Origin of the sequence: Pseudoflavonifractor phocaeensis, from assembly GCF_021531815.1 — a bacterium.
Lineage (GTDB): Bacteria > Bacillota > Clostridia > Oscillospirales > Oscillospiraceae > Lawsonibacter > Lawsonibacter phocaeensis_A.
Map to the genome: position 1 here is coordinate 14,461 of NZ_JADYUM010000016.1, position 16,538 is coordinate 30,998.

General features: G+C 62.4%; 16 protein-coding genes. 10 read left to right on the forward strand and 6 right to left on the reverse strand.

Features of this window, described 5'->3' with window-relative positions; translation table 11 throughout:
* Positions 1-16: 16 nt before the first annotated feature.
* From I6E42_RS09970 to I6E42_RS09980, 3 genes are read right to left on the reverse strand one after another with little or no spacing between them, the layout of a single operon-like run.
* A complete protein-coding gene (locus I6E42_RS09970; protein WP_235371789.1) occupies positions 17-958 on the reverse strand; it encodes a transketolase family protein in 942 nt (313 codons plus the stop codon).
* On the reverse strand, positions 958-1,806 hold the full coding sequence (locus I6E42_RS09975; protein ID WP_235371790.1) for a transketolase: 849 nt from the start codon (positions 1,804-1,806) through the stop codon (positions 958-960). The genes I6E42_RS09970 and I6E42_RS09975 overlap by 1 nt, the downstream gene beginning before the upstream one ends.
* A 57-nt stretch (positions 1,807-1,863) precedes the next feature.
* On the reverse strand, positions 1,864-2,055 hold the full coding sequence (locus I6E42_RS09980; RefSeq protein ID WP_235371791.1) for a hypothetical protein: 192 nt from the start codon (positions 2,053-2,055) through the stop codon (positions 1,864-1,866).
* A 228-nt stretch (positions 2,056-2,283) separates the two neighbouring features.
* Between I6E42_RS09980 and I6E42_RS09985 the strand changes: the two genes are divergently transcribed.
* The gene (locus I6E42_RS09985) at positions 2,284-3,168 is read left to right on the forward strand and encodes a LysR family transcriptional regulator (RefSeq protein WP_235371792.1); all 885 of its coding nucleotides are present in this window, start codon (positions 2,284-2,286) and stop codon (positions 3,166-3,168) included.
* 73 nt (positions 3,169-3,241) lie between these two features.
* Here I6E42_RS09985 and I6E42_RS09990 read toward each other — a convergent pair whose 3' ends face one another.
* Together I6E42_RS09990 and I6E42_RS09995 are read right to left on the reverse strand one after the other, a co-directional pair.
* Entirely contained in the window at positions 3,242-4,186 is a 945-nt protein-coding gene (locus tag I6E42_RS09990; RefSeq protein ID WP_235371793.1) for a transketolase family protein, read from the reverse strand.
* Between the two features lies 1 nt (position 4,187).
* Positions 4,188-5,033: a transketolase gene (locus tag I6E42_RS09995; RefSeq protein ID WP_235371794.1), complete on the reverse strand. Its 846-nt coding sequence runs from the start codon at positions 5,031-5,033 to the stop codon at positions 4,188-4,190.
* Positions 5,034-5,306: 273 nt separating this feature from the next.
* On the opposite strand from I6E42_RS09995, the gene I6E42_RS10000 reads away from it, so the two are divergent.
* On the forward strand, positions 5,307-7,139 hold the full coding sequence (locus tag I6E42_RS10000) for a thiamine pyrophosphate-binding protein (RefSeq protein WP_235371795.1): 1,833 nt from the start codon (positions 5,307-5,309) through the stop codon (positions 7,137-7,139).
* Between the two features lie 105 nt (positions 7,140-7,244).
* Positions 7,245-8,084, forward strand: coding sequence for a sugar phosphate isomerase/epimerase family protein (locus tag I6E42_RS10005; protein WP_235371796.1), 840 nt, complete (start codon positions 7,245-7,247; stop codon positions 8,082-8,084).
* Positions 8,085-8,267: 183 nt separating this feature from the next.
* Here I6E42_RS10005 and I6E42_RS10010 read toward each other — a convergent pair whose 3' ends face one another.
* Positions 8,268-9,431: an ROK family transcriptional regulator gene (locus tag I6E42_RS10010; protein WP_235371797.1), complete on the reverse strand. Its 1,164-nt coding sequence runs from the start codon at positions 9,429-9,431 to the stop codon at positions 8,268-8,270.
* Positions 9,432-9,649: 218 nt separating this feature from the next.
* On the opposite strand from I6E42_RS10010, the gene I6E42_RS10015 reads away from it, so the two are divergent.
* The 7 genes from I6E42_RS10015 to I6E42_RS10045 all read left to right on the forward strand — a co-directional run bounded on the left by I6E42_RS10015 (position 9,650) and on the right by I6E42_RS10045 (position 16,538).
* On the forward strand, positions 9,650-10,711 hold the full coding sequence (locus I6E42_RS10015; protein WP_235371798.1) for a Bug family tripartite tricarboxylate transporter substrate binding protein: 1,062 nt from the start codon (positions 9,650-9,652) through the stop codon (positions 10,709-10,711).
* 91 nt (positions 10,712-10,802) lie between these two features.
* Complete coding sequence (locus I6E42_RS10020; protein ID WP_235371799.1) at positions 10,803-11,297, forward strand: tripartite tricarboxylate transporter TctB family protein; 495 nt, start codon at positions 10,803-10,805, stop codon at positions 11,295-11,297.
* Positions 11,298-11,309: 12 nt separating this feature from the next.
* Positions 11,310-12,818 carry a tripartite tricarboxylate transporter permease gene (locus tag I6E42_RS10025; protein WP_235371800.1) on the forward strand — a complete coding sequence of 503 codons (1,509 nt, stop codon included), beginning with the start codon at positions 11,310-11,312 and terminating at the stop codon, positions 12,816-12,818.
* 28 nt (positions 12,819-12,846) lie between these two features.
* Positions 12,847-13,758, forward strand: coding sequence for a sugar phosphate isomerase/epimerase family protein (locus I6E42_RS10030; protein WP_235371801.1), 912 nt, complete (start codon positions 12,847-12,849; stop codon positions 13,756-13,758).
* A gap of 54 nt (positions 13,759-13,812) precedes the next feature.
* On the forward strand, positions 13,813-14,529 hold the full coding sequence (locus tag I6E42_RS10035) for a phosphatase (protein ID WP_235371802.1): 717 nt from the start codon (positions 13,813-13,815) through the stop codon (positions 14,527-14,529).
* Between the two features lie 18 nt (positions 14,530-14,547).
* Positions 14,548-15,516, forward strand: a complete 969-nt coding sequence (locus I6E42_RS10040) for a carbohydrate kinase family protein (protein ID WP_235371803.1) — start codon at positions 14,548-14,550, stop codon at positions 15,514-15,516.
* On the forward strand, positions 15,513-16,538 hold the full coding sequence (locus I6E42_RS10045; RefSeq protein ID WP_235371804.1) for a zinc-dependent alcohol dehydrogenase family protein: 1,026 nt from the start codon (positions 15,513-15,515) through the stop codon (positions 16,536-16,538). The genes I6E42_RS10040 and I6E42_RS10045 overlap by 4 nt, the downstream gene beginning before the upstream one ends.

Here is a 16,538-nt window from a genome sequence, read left to right on the forward strand (position 1 = left end):
GTAAAAGCCCTCCGGATTATTTCTTGGCGACCAGGGCCTTGGCCTTGGCCACGATGGAGTCCACGTCCATGCCGTGGTCCTTGTAGATGAGCTCGGGGTCGCCGGACTCGCCGAAGCGGTCCTGGATGCCCACGATCTCCATGGGGACGGGGCAGTTCTGGACCACCACCTCGGACACCGCGCTGCCCAGACCGCCGAAGATGGTGTGGTCCTCGATGGTCATGATGGCGCCGGTCTCCTTGGCGGCCTTGAGAACGGCCTCCTTGTCCAGGGGCTTGATGGTGGCCATGTCCAGCACCCGGACATTGATCCCCTGCTCCTTCAGAATGGCGGCGGCGTCCACGGCCTTCTTCAGCAGGATGCCAGAGACGATCATGGTCATATCGGAGCCGTTGTCCACCACGGTGTTGGCCTTGCCCCACTCAAACTTGTAGGTCTCGGGGTCGTACAGGTCGGCCACGGGGTTGCGGTGCAGGCGGACATACAGGGGACCCTTGAAGTCCACGGCGGCGTGGGCCAGAGCTTTGGCCGCCACGGCGTCGGCGGGCTGGACCACCGTCATATTGGGGAAGGAGCGCATGATGGCCACGTCCTCAATGGCGGCGTGGGTGGCGCCGTCGCCGCCCACCTGAAGGCCGGCGTGGGTGCCGATGATGGTGACGTTCAGGTTGGGGTAGCACACGAAGGTGCGCACCTGCTCGCAGGCCCGCATGGAGGCGAACACCGCGAAGGTGGCCAGAAACACCTTGTTGCCGCAGGCGGCCAGACCGGCGGAGGCCCCCACCAGGTTCTGCTCGGCGATGCCGAAGGAGAACTCCCGCTCCGGGAAATACTGGCCGAACTTTTCCAGACCACAGGTCTTGGTGTCGGCGTTGCAGACCACGAAGTTCTCATTGGTCTTCGCGATCTCGATCAGTTCATGGCCGAAGGCCATACGGGTTGCCAACGTCTTAGCCATTATACCACACCGCCTTCCTGAATTTCACTAATTGCTTTCACCATTTCTTCGTCGCTGGGGGCGCTGCCGTGCCACTTGGACTCGTCCTCCATGAAGGAGACGCCCTTGCCCTTGACGGTGCGCATCAGAATGGCAGTGGGGTGGCGCATGGTCTTGGCGGTATGCAGGGCGGTGAGCACGTCCTTCATGTTGTGGCCGTTGCACTCCACCACGTTCCAGCCAAAGGAGCGCCACTTGTCGGCCAGGGGCTCCACGGTCATGATGTCGTTGACCCAGCCGTTGATCTGGACGCCATTGCAGTCCACGATGGCCACCAGGTTCTTCAGGTCGTGGTGGTTGGCGGCCATGGCGGCCTCCCAGACCATGCCCTCCTGGATCTCGCCGTCGCCCAGCATCACGTAGGTCATGTAGTCCTGGTGGTGGAGCTTGGCGGACAGGGCCATGCCCACGCCCACGGACAGGCCGTTGCCCAGGGAGCCGGCGGTCATGTCCACGCCGGGGGTCTTGTTCATGTCGGGGTGGCCCTGGAGAATAGAGTGGTACTGGCGCAGGGTCTTGAGATGCTCGGGATCGAAGTAGCCCCGACGGGCCAGACAGGCGTACATGACGGGGCAGGAGTGGCCCTTGGAGAGGATGAACCGGTCCCGGTCAGGCCACTGGGGGTTCTGGGGGTCGATGTTCATCACGTGGAAATACAGGGCGGTGACCATCTCCACCGCGGAGAGGGAGCCGCCGGGGTGTCCTGCCTTGGCGGCGTGGATCATAGAGATGATGTCCTGGCGGATCTGAATGGCCTGGTTCTCCAGGCGCTTCACATCCTTGTCGGTAAAATAGAAATGATTCACCATGTTCAGTCCTTTCTGATGATCGTGATGGGGACGTTTTGCTGCCGTGCCGGAGGGGGCTCAGGCGTGGGCCAGGATGGCGCCGCCCCGGCCGTTGGGAGGACGGTGGAAGCTGGTCCGCATCGTCTTGGGGAGGTCACAGATGCAGCGGCTCAGCCGGGCCCCCAGCTGGCGGGTCATGCGGCGGCGGCTCTCCAGAGCCAGTGCCTCGATGCGCTCGGTTTCCTCAAATCTGCTGATGCGGCGTGTCATGTCCAATGCGCTTCCTTTCTGATACTTCCGGGGTGTCGGGTTTGGTTTCTTGTTGTGACTATAAGATAACGCCGCCCGGGCCAAAAGTCCAATTCTTGTTTGTGAAGTCGGCTATCAGAAAAAATGATAGCAAACCCAGTGGACTTCTTGACAGGGCGGAGGGAACATGGGATACTGAATATAAGAAATTAGGGGCTTTGCAGCACTGAGTTTTTTAGGAGGGAGAGTATGGACCTTTATACCATGCGCTATGTGCTGGCGGTGGCGGAGCACGAAAACTTTTCCCTGGCCGCCCAGGCCTGCCATGTGGGCCAGCCCGCCCTATCCCAGCAGATCTCCAAGCTGGAGAAGGAGCTGGGTGTGGCCCTCTTTTACCGCAACTCCCGGGGCGCGACCCTGACAGAGGCGGGCCGGGAGTTCGTCCACCGGGCCCAGGAGATCATTCAGCGCTCCGAGGCCCTGGAGAGCGAGATGTCCTTTTACGCCGGACTGCGCCGGGGCACCCTGAACCTGGGCATCATCACCAGTCTACAATGTATCGACTTCGGCGGCCTGCTCTCCGCCTTCTGCGGCAGCTACCCGGACATCTCGGTGAACATCGTCCAGGGAGGGACCCACAACCTGGTTCAGCAGCTGGTGGATCGGAAGATCGACGCGGCCTTTCTGAACCGCCCCCCCTCCGGCCTGCCGGGCAGCGTGGAATTTGCCAAGCTGGGGGAGGACACCTACCATCTGGCGGTCCCCGACAACCACCCCCTGGCCAAGCGGGACCGGGTCAGTCTGGCGGAGCTGAAGGACGAACACTTCATCTTCCACCAGACGGGGCAAGTGGCCTCCGAGCTGTGCCTGCGGGCCTGCCGGGAGGCGGGCTTCGAACCCAACATCGTCTGCCGCTCCGGAAGTCCCACCACCGGACTGTACATGGTCCAGGGCGGGCTGGGCATCGCCCTGTTCCCCGCGGAGGAATTCCAGGCCCGGACCTTGGACGGCGTGGTGGAGCTGCAGCTGGAGGAGACCATCCGGAAGGAAGTGGGCGTGGCCTGGCGGAAGGACGCCGCCTCCTCCCTGGTGGACGCCACAGTGCAGTTCTCCCGGGAATGGTGCGACGGCTGAGAAAACAATCAAAGACGGGCCGCCTGGCAAATGCCAGGCGGCCCGTCTGTTTCTGTATCAGGCGGTACGGCGGTCACTGGGCCAGGAAGTCCCGGGCCACCTCCACGATGTGCCCGGCGGACAGGCCGAACTCCCGCAGCAGCTCCCCGCCGGGGCCGGAGTGTCCGAACACGTCGTTGACGCCAATGCGGCGGATGGGGGTGGGGCACTTCTCCCCCAGCAGGGCGCTGACGGCCTCCCCCAGACCGCCGATGACGGAGTGCTCCTCGCAGGTGATGACCCTGCCGCACTCCCGGGCGGCCTGAATGACCAGTTCCTCGTCCAGAGGCTTGATGGAGGCCATATTGACGATCCGGGCGCTGATGCCCAGCTCCTTCAGGGCGCCCCAGGCCTCCACGGCCTCGGCGGTCATCAGGCCGGTGGCGATGATGGCCACGTCGGTGCCCTCCCGGAGCACCTCGCCCTTGCCGATCTGGAAGGAGTAGCCCTCCTCCTGGTGGATGACGGGGACGGCCAGCCGCCCGAAGCGCAGGTACACCGGGCCCTGGTGCTCATAGGCGGCCTTGACGGCGGCCCGGGCCTCCACGTCGTCGGCGGGGCACAGGACCACCATGCCGGGGATGGTGCGCATGAGGGCGAAGTCCTCGCAGCACTGGTGGGACGCCCCGTCCTCCCCCACGGACAGGCCTCCGTGGGTGGCCCCGATCTTCACGTTCAGGTGGGGGTAGCCGATGGAGTTGCGCACCTGCTCATAGGCCCGGCCGGCGGCGAACATGGCGAAGCTGGAGGCGAAAGGCACCAGCCCCATAGCGGCGGCCCCGGCGGCGGCACACATCATGTCCGCCTCGGCGATGCCGCAGTCGAAGTGGCGGTCCGGGAACTCCTTTTTGAACATGCTGGTCTTGGTGGCGGCGGACAGGTCCGCGTCGAAGACCACCAGGTCCGTGTGCTCCCGGCCCAGCTGGACCAGGGCGGCGCCGTAGCTGTCCCGGGTGGCGATTTTCTTCACTTCTGCCATGTTACATCCCCTCCAATTCCGCCAGACGGGCCTTCAGCTCCGCCATGGCCTGCTCATATTCCTGGTCGTTGGGGGCCTTGCCGTGCCAGCCGGCCAGGTCCTCCATAAAGGAGACTCCCTTGCCCTTGGTGGTGGACATGATGATGGCAAAGGGGACCCCCTTTGTCTCCCGGGCCTGGGCAAAGGCCGCCTCCATTTGGCCGAAGTCGTGGCCGTCGATCTCCGCCACTTCAAATCCAAAGGAGCGCAGCTTCTCCGGGATGGGGTAGGGACTCATGACCTCCTCCACCGGGCCGTCGATCTGCAGATGGTTGTTGTCGATGATGACGCACAGGTTGTCCAGCTTATAGTGGTGGGCGAACATGAAGGCCTCCCAGGGCTGGCCCTCCTGGATCTCGCCGTCCCCCAGCAGGGTATAGACCCGGCAGGGGTTGCCCAGGTGCTTGGCGGCCAGGGCCATGCCGCAGGCGGCGGAGACCCCCTGGCCCAGTGAGCCGGTGGACATGTCCACGCCGGGGGTGGTGTTCATGTTGGGGTGGCCCTGGAGGTGGCTGCCGACGTGCCGCAGGGTGAGCAGGTCCTCCTGGGGGAAGAAGCCCCGGAGGGCCAGGGCGGCGTACAGGCCGGGGGCGGTGTGGCCCTTGGACAGGACGAAGCGGTCCCGGTCCTCCTGTTTGGGATCGGCGGGGTCCACATTCAGCTCTTTAAAATAGAGGTAGGTGAACAGGTCGGCGGCGGACAGGCTCCCGCCGGGGTTGCCGGAGCGGGCGGCGTGGGTGGCCGTCAGGATGCCCATGCGCACCTTGCAGGCGGTGATGGCGAGAGTTTTCTTCTGGGCGTCTGTCATAGGATCTCCTTCTTCCTGAAACTAGATTTGTCTCTACCATATCCCCAAGCGGGCGCAATGTCCAATTCTTTTCTGTGAACCTCGTTATCACAAAAAATGATAGCGCAAGCGGTCGTATCATCATTTTTTCTGATAATAGCCTTCACAAATGAGAATTGGACTTTTGTGTGGCCGGGTAGTATGGTAATGCCATAAGGGACGGACCCCAGGCATCCAGTGCATACGCGGCAGGGGACCGTTACATCCAAAAATGAAAAACGGAGGAAAACGATCATGAGCGAGAAACTTGTTTCCGACCTGCTGGTCGACTACCTGGAGCGCCGCGGCGTCACCAAACTGTTTGGCCTGTGCGGTCACACGGTCATTGGTATGCTGGACGCCCTGTCCCGCAGCAAAAAGATCGAGTACATCGGCACCCGCCACGAGGCCATCGCCTCCACCGCCGCCGACGGCTACGCCCGCATCACCCACAAGGCTGCGGTGGTCATGTGCCACCTGGGCCCCGGTCTGACCAACGTCATCACCGGCGTGGCCAACGCCTCTCTGGACTCCATCCCCATGGTGGTCATCGCCGGCGACGTGCCCAGCTACTACTTCGGCAAGCATCCCCACCAGGAGGTCAATATGCACGGCGACGCCACCCAGTACCGCCTGCTGGAGCCCGTCTGCAAGCGGGTCTGGCGCGTGGATGATGTGGAGGCTCTGCCTGAGATCCTGGACAAGGCCTTCCGTCTGGCCGAGTCCGGCCGCCCCGGTCCCGTGGCCATCGACGTGCCCATGGACATGTTCTCCCGCACCATGGAGGAGGACCTGTGGGCCCGCACCTATAAGGACAGCCCCGTGACCGTCCGGCCCGGCCTGGCCCCCGCCGCCGCCAAGGCCATCGCCGAGAAGCTGGTCAACGCCAAGAATCCGGTTCTCCACGCCGGCGGCGGCATCCTGCTCTCCCAGGCCTCCGCGGAGCTGGCCGCGCTGGCTGAGTTCCTGGACATCCCCGTGTCCCGCACCCTGGCCGGCCAGGGCTGCCTGTCCGACCTGCATCCCCTGATGGTGGGCCAGACCGGTTTCTGGGGCCTGGAGTTCACCCACTCCCTGACCACCAACGCCGACGTGATCCTGGGTCTGGGCACCCGCTTCGGCGAGGCCGACAGCTCCAGCTGGTATCAGGGCGTCACCTTCGATCCCGACAAGACCTCCTTCCTCCAGATCGACATCGATCCCAGCGAGATCGGCCGCAACTACCCCGTTGAGATCGGCGCCGTGGGCGACCTGAAGGTGGGTCTGGCCCAGATTTTGGAGGAGGTCAAGAAGATCTGCCCCAAGGGCAAGAGCAACCCCGAGCTGCGGGCCCAGATCGCCAAGGCCAAGGCCGAGTTCAAGAAGTCCAACGAGGCCATCTCCAACGACAGCCGCTTCCCCATGACCCCCCAGCGCATCCTTAAGGACGTGAAGGAAGTCATCCCCGAGGACGCCATCATCTTCACCGACGTGGGCTGGAACAAGAACGGCGTGGCCCAGGAGTTTGACATCACCATGCCCGGCTCCATCCATCACTCCTCCGGTCTGGCCACCATGGGCTTCGGTCCCGCCGCCGTCCTGGGCGGCAAGATGGCCGCTCCCGACCGCATCGTGCTGAACCTGACCGGCGACGGCGGCTTCGGCATCAACCCCTCCGTCCTGGCCGCCGCCGTGGAGCACGGCATCGCCTGCACCTGGGTGGTCATGAACAACTCCGCCTTCGGCACCATCGCCGGCCTGGAGAACGCCAACTATCAGACCAAATTCGGCACCGTCTTCTATGACTCCAAGGGCAACCGCTACACTCCCCACTGGGCTGAGGTGGCCAAGGCCTACGGCGTGGATTCCATCTGCATCTCCTCCGCCGACGAGTTCAAGCCCGCCCTGGAGAAGGCCATTGAGGCCAACAAGGAAGGCCGCCCCTTCCTGGTGGAGGCCCCAATGGAGAACATCGTGGTGCCCACCCCCGGCTGCTGGAACATCAACGACATCTACAGCCCCAACGAGCTGGTCAAGGAAGGCAAGCTGGTCAAGAAAGAGAACGGCCGCTATGTCGCCCCCAGCCACGCCAAGTCCCACAACGCCTGATAAAACCTTTTTGCTCCTTCCGGCAAAAGGGCTGCCCACTCCACTGGGCAGCCCTTTTGCCAAACCGCGGGAACAGAAACGATTTTACGGAGAGGAGTGCCCACCATGGCAAGGAAGTTTTCGTTGGCCTATCTGACCATTCCCGGGACCGATCCCGTGGAACAGATCCGCATCGCCCGGTCCTGCGGGTATGACAGCGTCAGTCTGCGGACCATCCCCATGCACCTGCCCGGCGAGCCGGAATTCCTGCTGCACCAGGACGCGGACCTGTTCCGCGCGGTACAGGAAGCCCTGGAGGAGTACGGCATGCCGCTGCTGGACATTGAACTGGCCCGGGTACGGCCCGACCTGGATATTGAGGAGTACGAGCCCGCCTTCGAGGCGGCGGCCCGCCTGGGGGCCACCGATGTGCTGGGCAGCGTCTGGACCCGGGACCGCTCCTACTACACCCAGCAGGTGGGGCGGATCGCGGAGATGGCCGGGCAGTACGGCCTGAGCTATAACGTGGAGCCCCTGCCCTGGGCCGGGGTGCGCAATCTTCAGGAAGGGGTCACCCTGGTGGACGCGGTGGGCGCGGACAACCTCTACGTCATGGTGGACACCCTCCACATCGGCCGGGCCGGCGTGACGGCGGAGGAACTGGCCCGCACGGATGGGAAGTATTTCCACTTCATCCACCTGGCCGACGGCCCCGCCGGACCGGACGGCGACCCGGTGCTGGACAACATCCGGGACGAACTGATGGTCCACACCGCCCGGGAGGGCCGCCTCTACCCCGGCGAGGGCGTGATGGACATCGCCGGATTCATCGGGGCCATGCCCCGGGAACTGCCCGTCTCCATCGAGCTGCCCAACCTGAAACGGCTGGAGGAGCTGGGGGCCGAGGGCCACGCCCGCCGCTGCCTGGAGACTGCCAAAGCGTATTTCCAGCGCCACAGCCTCTGAATGTTTCTGTCCGCCGCCGCGCCCCGAACGTTTTCCTGAAAAAGACGTGCCCAGCGGCATGCCCGTCTTCTCTATATCCCCCGCGTCCGTCTTCCTGTGCGCCATAAAAACGGTCTGAAATCTCACGATTTCAGACCGTTTTTCATGCATATTCCATGTTCCGCAGCTTCGCTGCGTCCCCGGTCACACGGAGGCCAGAAACTGCTCCACCAGGGTGATAGCCGCGCCCAGCTTCGCCGATTTGCTCCCCGTCCGGCTGATATGGAAGGCAAAGTCCGGCGTCTCGAAGGCGCACTGCTCCTTCACATATTTGGTCAGCAGCTCAATATCGGCTTCATTCATGAACTGGATCAGAAAGCCGCCGAGAATAAAATCCACATCAGCGATCATACGAATATTATCGACGGCGATGGCCAGATGGCGCAGATAATTGCGCCACAGCTTGTTGCACCGGGGATCTCCCCCGTGGACCCGCTCGAAAAATTCCGGCAGCTCCATATGGGCGGCATTTTTCAGACTGTCGGCGGAACAGTAGGTCTCAATGCACCCCTGTTTGCCGCAGTAGCAGGTGGGGCCGTCGGGAGAGAGGCACATGTGCTCGATGATTCCGCCGCTCAGCTCCCGGCCCCTTAAAATATGGTTGTTCAAGATCAGAACGCCGCCAAAATTCCGATTTAGCGCCAGATACACCGCGTTCTCGATCCCGGAGTTGTACCAGATCTCCGCCAGGGCCGCGGCCTCGGTGTCATGGATCAGATGGCATGGCAGCTCGATGTGCCGCTGGTACGTTTCCCGCTTGGCTCCGGTACAGTGGAGGATCTCGGAAAAGGTGATGGTCTCCCCGTCGGAGGACACAAGACCCTGGATGGTGATACAGACGCCCAAAATGTTTTCCGTGGGGTAGTTCAGGGCATGCGTGAAGGCGTTGATCCAATTTCCCAGCTGCTGGTAGTAGGGCTCTGTGTTGGAAAACCGGAGGGCCAGCTCATCCTCCTTCAACACCGTGCCGTAGAGGTCCAGGGCGGCGATCTGGACGGACTCCTTTAAAATCTCCACGCCGATGGAGATACGCGCCAGCGCGTTGCAGCGAATGATTTGGGGCTTGCGCCCCCCTGTGGATTCATACTCCCCCCGCTTTTCCACCAGACCGGCGTCAATGAAATCCGAAAGATGCTGCGTCACGGTGGGCAGGCTCAGTTCCAGCGCTTTGGAGATGGCCACCTTGGAGGTGAGCTTCGTCTCATAGATATAGTCGTAAACCTTTTTGTGATTGATTTTTTTCAACTCGATGGGCGTCAGCCTGTCACGGCCGGAAAGGATCGTCTCCTGCTTTGTGTCACCTCTCATACCGCACCCCCTATCTTCCGCTTATTTCCAAAAGCGGATCGCTTTCTTTATTATACCAGGGGATTCCAAATGTAAAAATTGGAAATATGCACAAAAAAATAATATATTTTTGACCATAATGGATATTGAAAATCCAATAAAACCGTGATAATATAAAAGCAACTTTTGGAAAGTAACTTTCCCAAAGTTGCTTTATAAAAAATGAAAAGGAGAATGGAATGATGAAAAACGCCAAGAAATTCTTAGCTATGGCACTGGCTCTGTCCATGGTCCTGTCCCTTGCGGCCTGCGGCGGCGGCAGCACCAACAGCGGTACCCCCGCGGCCAGCGCCGCCGGAAGCGTCGCAGCCTCCTCGGGCGACACCAGCTCCGCTTATCCCAACGATACGATTTCCTTCGTGGTCCCCTACGCCGCCGGCGACGGTCTGGACCTGTCCTGCCGCGCCATGCTGGAGAACATCGACCTGCCCGTCAACACCTTGGTGGAAAACATCAGCGGCGGCTCCGGCACCATCGGCCTGCAAGACGCCTTCGGCCGCGAGGCTGACGGCTACACCGTGGCCATCCTCTCCAACGGTCCCACCATCGCCCAGCCCCTGCTGAACGACACCCTTACTTACACCCTGGAGGACTGGGAAGTGCTGACTTTCATCACCGCCCCCGTTCTGGCGGTCCTGGGCTGCAACAAGTCCCTGGGCATCACCAACAGCGATGAGATGCGCCAGTTCCTGGAGTCCGGCAAGACCTTCACCGTGGGCGTCCCCTCCATGAGCGGATTCGGCTATGTGGCCGCCGCAGCCATGTTCGGCCAGATGGGCATTATGGACAACGTCACCTGGGTCTCCTATGACGGCGCGCCAGCCCTGTATCAGGCTTACCTGTCCGGCGAGATCGACTTTGCCACCTTCGACGACAACTTCGCCGCCCAGTACGCCGCCGCCGGCGACGACGTCACCGTCGGCGTGGTCATGAACGACACCCGCAGCCAGTACTTCCCCGACGTGGCCGCCGCCGGCGAGTGGGGCGTGGAAGGTCTGGGCGCCAACATCGGCTTCAAGGCCGCCGCCGTCAAGAAGGGCACCCCCGCCGACGTCTGCGCGTACCTGACCGAGAAGATCAACGAGGCCGTTGTGTCCGAGGGGTATCAGAACTGGTGCCGGGACAACTACTTCGGCGTCCTCAGCGAGAAAGACATCTACACCGGCGAGGAAGCCTTCAACATGCTGGTGGAGCTGCGTGAGACGAACCGTACGGTTCTGACCGCCGCTGGCCTGCTGTGATCAGCCCTCTGACCGTCCAACGTAAACATGACCGCTTCCGCCGCCGCCCAGCGGCGGGAGCGTTTCTTTTCCTGACCCGGAGGTTTTGTTTATGGAAGCTAAAAAAGCCCGCGGCGACATCATTTTGTACGCGGTACTTGCCGTTGCCGGCATCGTTTTTTATAAATGGATCATCCCCACCCAGATCTTTATCTCCAAGACAGCCAGCGCGGAGGCCTTTTCCCCGGACACCTTCCCCAACGCGGTCACGCTCCTGTTCATCGCCGCCTCCCTGGCCGGTCTGCTCCTGGCGGTGTTCCGGTACCGCAAGGCGGTCCAGGCGGAGGGGAAACCCCAGCGGGACACCACGCCGAAAACCAGAAGGGAGATCGTGGGGATCTTTATCCCCTTCATCGTTTTCTCCCTAGTGCTGGCCTACGCCATCATGTTCAAATATGTGGGATTCATCCCCGCCACCGTCGTCATCCCCCCTGTAATCTTGTTCGTGATCGGATGCAGGAAGTGGTACTACTACCCCATCTATTACGCGTTTGCCGCCGCCATGTATCTGTTATTCCGCTACGTTCTACTGGTCCCCATTCGTTAGCTGGAGGTTGTTATGGAAGTTCTGCAAAGTATTTTTACGGTCAATAACCTCCTGATGATGAACGTCGGCGTAGCGGTGGGCATCATCATCGGCGCGATGCCCGGCCTGAGCGTGGCCTTCGCCGTCACCGTCCTGATGACGATGACCTTTCATATGGAATCCCTACCCGCCATGTACCTGCTGCTGGGCGCCTATTGCGGCGGGCTGTACGGCGGCTCCATCACCGCCACGCTGATCAATACCCCGGGCACCGCCAACGCCGTGTGCACCGCCCTGGAGGGGTACCCCCTGGCCCGAAAGGGCCGCGCGGGCGACGCGCTGAAATGCGCCCTGGTGGCCTCCACCATCGGCGGTCTGGTCAGCTGCTTCGGCCTGAGCTTTTTCGCCCCCCAGCTGGCCAAGATCATTCTGAAGATCGCCTCCCCGGAGTATTTCGCCCTGTGCACCTTCGGCATCGCCGCCGCCATCGGTCTGGAGGGGAACAGCCTCAACAACGTGATCAAAGGTGTGCTGTCCGCCGCCTTCGGTCTGATCCTGTCCTGCGTGGGCGCCGACCCCGTATTCGGTACCAACCGCTTCTCCTTCGGCAGCTACTACATGCTGTCCGGCATCCAGGTGGTTAGCTCCATGCTGGGTGCGTACGCTCTGTGTCAGGTGCTGGTCAACTGCCGGGACGTCTATGTCAAGGGCGACGAGTCCCTGAAGGTTCCCCCGGTGACCAAGGCCACTCTCCGCCTGCGGGACATTCTGAAGCACTGGAAGCTGATCCTGAAGTCCTCCCTGATCGGTGCCATCGTGGGCGCTGTCCCCGGCACTGGCGGAGCCGAGTCCGCCATGATCGCCTACAACGAGGCCAAGCGCACCTCCAAGCACCCCGAGGAGTTCGGCAACGGCTCCATTGAGGGCATCCTGGCCGCGGAATCTGCCAACAACGCCACCTCCGGCGGCGCCATGATTCCCATGCTGACCCTCAGCATCCCCGGCGACACCGTCATGGCCATCCTGCTCAGCGCCCTGACCATGCAGGGCATCACCCCCGGCGCCAACCTGTTTTCCAGCGGGAGTTTCTGGGTCTACGCCATTATGGGCGGCCTGTTCGTGGTCAATATCTTCATGTTCCTCCAGGGCAGCCTCTGCATCAACCTCTTTGCCCGGGTGTCCAAGATCCCCCAGTCCATCATGACCCCCTGCATCGTGGTCATGTGCGTGATGGGGTCCTACGCCATCAACAACAATATCTTCGAGTGCTTTGTCATGATTGCCTTCGGCCTGATCGGCTTCTTTATGAAGAAGTTCGGCTTCCCTGTCACCCCCCTGTGCATCTCCCTGGTCTTGGGCAAGATGTTTGAGACCAACCTGCGCCGCTCTCTGATTCTGTCCAAGGGGAATCCCTTCGTCTTCTTTACCCGCCCCATCTCCTGCGGCATCCTGATCCTGGCCGCTTTCATGCTGTTCTTCCCCATCATCAGCAACACGCTGGCCGCCAGCCGGAAAGGCAAAGCCGCCGGCAAACAGAATTGACTCTCTCAGTCAGAAAGGACTTGGTTTTATGATTCTTTCCACGGAAAACGGCGCGCTGCGCGCCCTGGTGGGCGAACGCAGGGCCATTGAGATCCTGGCCCGCGCCGGCTTCGACGCCATCGACTACACCTTTACTCCCTGGATGGAGCGGGGCGAAATGCCCTGGAACGGGAACGAGTACACGGCCTACGCCAAAGAAGTGAACCAGATAGCCAAGGACAACGGCGTTTTCTTCAACCAGGCCCACGCCCCCTTCATTTTCCACACCAGCTACCTGCCCGACTGGAACCGGGAGATCCTGCCGCTGCAGATCCGCTGCATGGAGGCCTGCGCCCTGCTGGGCATCCCCCACATGGTGGTCCATCCCGTCCACCACCTGCCCTACAACCGACAGGGCAAAGCCGGCGAGACCAACGCAGACATCATCTGGAAGCTGAACCAGGAGTATTACCACCTGCTCCAGCCCTACGCCAAGCAGTTCGGAGTGAAGATGTGCCTGGAAAACATGTTTGGCGAGGACCCCCGACGGGGCTGCCTGGTGCCGGACATGTTCTCCGACCCCCATGAGTACGCCCAGTTCTTCGACAGTCTGGAGGACTCCGACAACTTCACCTGCTGCGTGGACACCGGCCACTCCGGCATCGTGGGCCAGGACGCAGGAGACACCATCCGGGTCCTGGGCAGCCGGGTGAAGGCGCTGCACATCAATGACAACGACTACCGCAGCGACGGCCACCTCATCCCCTTCCAGGGCAAGATCGACTGGGACGACGTGATGAAGGCCCTGGCCCAGGTCCATTACAGCGGCGACTTCACCTTTGAAGCCCTGCACCTCTATGAGGGTACGGACGATAGCTTCTACCCCGTGGCCGCCAAATACCTGCACGATGTGGGCCGCTATCTGATCGGCAAGTTTGAAGCATATTCCGCCCGGTTATGACCGCACAGCGCGGCCCGTTCCCCCGCGGCGGCTCATAAGGAGGCGCAGATCGCCATGAAAATTATCGCGGACACCCATACACACACCATCGTGAGCGGCGACGCCCACAGCACCCTGCTGGAGAACCTCCAGGCGGCCAAAGCCCGGGGGCTGCAATTTCTGTGCGTGACAGAGCACGTCAGCTCCATCCCCAGAGCGGCTCCCCCCGCCTATTTCAAAAGCATGTGCTCCATCCCCAGGAGCTACGACGGGGTCCAGATCGCCCGGGGCGTCGAGGCCAACATTCTGGACTATACGGGAAAACTGGACATGCCGGACGACATTCTGGACTGGCTGGACTGGGTCATCGCCTCCCTCCACGACCTGGTGATCGCCCCCGCCACCAAGGCGGAACACACCGCCTGCTGGCTGGCTATCTCGGAAAACCCCCTGGTGGACGTCATCGGCCACTGCGGCGACCCCCGCTACGCCTTCGATCTGGATGAGGTCATGGGGGCCTTCCACAGGCACGGCAAGATCGTGGAGATCAACAGCCACTCCTTCACCGGCCGCGCCGGCTCGCGGGATGGTTGCCGCCAGGTGGCCCTGGCCTGCATGAAGTATGACGTCCCCATCGTGGTCAGCTCGGACGCCCACTTTGTGGACCATGTGGGCTATTTTAAAGAGGCGCTGGACATGCTGGAGGACATCCGCTTCCCGGAGGACCTGATCCTGAACGCGGACGCGCGGCGGTTTGAGGCCTGCCTGCGCGGCAAACGTACCCAGCCATAAAAGGAGAGGACCGCAGTCATGTTTGACGTTGTGACATTAGGTGAACTACTGATCGACTTTACGCCCGCCGGCACGTCGGACCAGGGGGCGGCGCTGTTCGCCCGGAACGCCGGCGGCGCGCCCGCCAATGTGCTGGCGATGCTGTCCATTCTGGGCAAAAAGACCGCCTTCATCGGCAAGGTGGGCCGGGACAGCTTCGGCCGGTTTCTGAAACAGACGGTGGCGGACCGGGGGATCGACGTCTCCCACCTGATCGAGAGCCCCCAGGAGCCTACCACGCTGGCCTTTGTTCAGCTGGACGAGACAGGGGACCGCTCCTTCGAATTTTACCGCCGCCAGAGCGCCGACGTGATGCTGCGGCCGGAGGAGGTGTCCCGGCAGCTGCTGGAGCAATGCCGCCTGTTTCATTTCGGCTCCGTGTCCATGACGGCGGAGCCCGCCCGCTCCGCCACTCTGTTTGCCGCCCGGGAGGCCAGGCGGCTGGGAAAGCTGGTCAGCTACGACCCCAACTTCCGTCCCGCCCTCTGGTCGGCTCCGGAAGACGCCGTTTCCGTCATGGCCTCCGGCATTGATTACGCCGACATCGTGAAGGTATCGGACGACGAGGTGGCCCTTTTGACCGGGGAGACGGACTTTCTCCGGGGTGCCCGCGTCCTGGTACAGCGGGGTGCCAAGCTGGCTCTGGTCACGGCTGGCCCCCAGGGGACCTGGTACGCCTCCGCCTCCGGTTGCGGTGGCCATGTGCCCTCCTTCCACGTCCCGACCATCGACACCACCGGCGCCGGAGACACCTTCCTGGGGACGCTGCTCAGCCAGATTCTGGACCAAGCGTTCCCCCCGGAGGCGCTGTCCGACTCCCAGCTGCGCAGCATCATCCGGTACGCCAACGCGGCGGGCGCGCTCTCCACCACGGGCATGGGTGCCATCGCTTCCATGCCCACCAGACAGCAAATTGAAAAATGCTTAAAAAGTGAGGAACAGGAATGAAGGGAACTTTTTTTCTGGGCAATCAAACCTTTGAGACCCGCGCGCTTCCCGAGCATGATCTCGCCGCGGACGAGGTACTGGTACGGGTGGCGGCCTGTGGCGTCTGCGGCACCGACGTACATATCTACCACGGGGACAAAGGCTCCGCCGACGTGCAGCCTCCTGTCATTCTGGGGCATGAGTTCTCCGGCGTGGTGGAGAAGACCGGGGCCGGGGTGACCAAGGTGGCGGTGGGGGACCACGTCACTGTGGACCCCAACATCTACTGCGGGGAGTGTCACTACTGCCGCATGGGCAAAAAGCAGCTGTGCGCCGCCCTGCGCGCCATCGGCGTCAACCGGAACGGCGGCTTTGCCGAATACTGCTATGTCCCCCAGTCCCAGTGCTACCAGCTGTCAAAGGAGGTCCCCCTGGCCCACGGCGCCATGGCGGAGCCCCTGGCCTGCTGTATCCACGGCATTGACCGCGCCCAGATCCGCCCCGGCAGCACCGTGTGCGTGATCGGCGGCGGCGCCATCGGGCTGCTCATGGTGCAGCTGGCCCGCCTCTCCGGTGCCTCCCGGGTCATCCTCAGCGAGCCCGTCCCCCTGCGCCGGGAAATCGGCCTCCAGGTAGGGGCGGACCACGTCATCGACCCGGTCAACGAGCCGCTGAAAGAGCGGCTGGCCCAACTTCTTGGGGTGGACGGCGCCGACGTGGTGATCGAATGTGTGGGGAACACCGCGGCCACCGCCCAGGCCTTCCAGGTGGCCAAGCGGGGCACGACAGTCCTGCTGTTCAGCGTCCCCAAGGCGGGTACCACCCACCCCCTCAGCCTGGAGGACGTCTACCAGAAGGAGCTGACCATTGTGGGCTCCATGATCAACCCGGACACCCACCTGCGGGCCGTGGAGCTGATCAACAGCGGCCGCATCCAGCTGGCGCCCCTGATCACCCACCACTATCCGGTGGAACAGGTCAAGGAGGCCATCCTGATGCAGATGAGCAGCCAGTCCATCAAGGTCATGGTGGGAAACGGATAA

Bases quoted from the DNA above. Each gene is read 5' to 3' on its own strand.
- I6E42_RS09970 (WP_235371789.1), bottom strand. From the start codon at position 958: ATGGCTAAGACGTTGGCAACCCGTATGGCCTTCGGCCATGAACTGATC.
- I6E42_RS09975 (WP_235371790.1), bottom strand. From the start codon at position 1,806: ATGGTGAATCATTTCTATTTTACCGACAAGGATGTGAAGCGCCTGGAG.
- I6E42_RS09980 (WP_235371791.1), bottom strand. From the start codon at position 2,055: ATGACACGCCGCATCAGCAGATTTGAGGAAACCGAGCGCATCGAGGCA.
- I6E42_RS09985 (WP_235371792.1), top strand. From the start codon at position 2,284: ATGGACCTTTATACCATGCGCTATGTGCTGGCGGTGGCGGAGCACGAA.
- I6E42_RS09990 (WP_235371793.1), bottom strand. From the start codon at position 4,186: ATGGCAGAAGTGAAGAAAATCGCCACCCGGGACAGCTACGGCGCCGCC.
- I6E42_RS09995 (WP_235371794.1), bottom strand. From the start codon at position 5,033: ATGACAGACGCCCAGAAGAAAACTCTCGCCATCACCGCCTGCAAGGTG.
- I6E42_RS10000 (WP_235371795.1), top strand. From the start codon at position 5,307: ATGAGCGAGAAACTTGTTTCCGACCTGCTGGTCGACTACCTGGAGCGC.
- I6E42_RS10005 (WP_235371796.1), top strand. From the start codon at position 7,245: ATGGCAAGGAAGTTTTCGTTGGCCTATCTGACCATTCCCGGGACCGAT.
- I6E42_RS10010 (WP_235371797.1), bottom strand. From the start codon at position 9,431: ATGAGAGGTGACACAAAGCAGGAGACGATCCTTTCCGGCCGTGACAGG.
- I6E42_RS10015 (WP_235371798.1), top strand. From the start codon at position 9,650: ATGATGAAAAACGCCAAGAAATTCTTAGCTATGGCACTGGCTCTGTCC.
- I6E42_RS10020 (WP_235371799.1), top strand. From the start codon at position 10,803: ATGGAAGCTAAAAAAGCCCGCGGCGACATCATTTTGTACGCGGTACTT.
- I6E42_RS10025 (WP_235371800.1), top strand. From the start codon at position 11,310: ATGGAAGTTCTGCAAAGTATTTTTACGGTCAATAACCTCCTGATGATG.
- I6E42_RS10030 (WP_235371801.1), top strand. From the start codon at position 12,847: ATGATTCTTTCCACGGAAAACGGCGCGCTGCGCGCCCTGGTGGGCGAA.
- I6E42_RS10035 (WP_235371802.1), top strand. From the start codon at position 13,813: ATGAAAATTATCGCGGACACCCATACACACACCATCGTGAGCGGCGAC.
- I6E42_RS10040 (WP_235371803.1), top strand. From the start codon at position 14,548: ATGTTTGACGTTGTGACATTAGGTGAACTACTGATCGACTTTACGCCC.
- I6E42_RS10045 (WP_235371804.1), top strand. From the start codon at position 15,513: ATGAAGGGAACTTTTTTTCTGGGCAATCAAACCTTTGAGACCCGCGCG.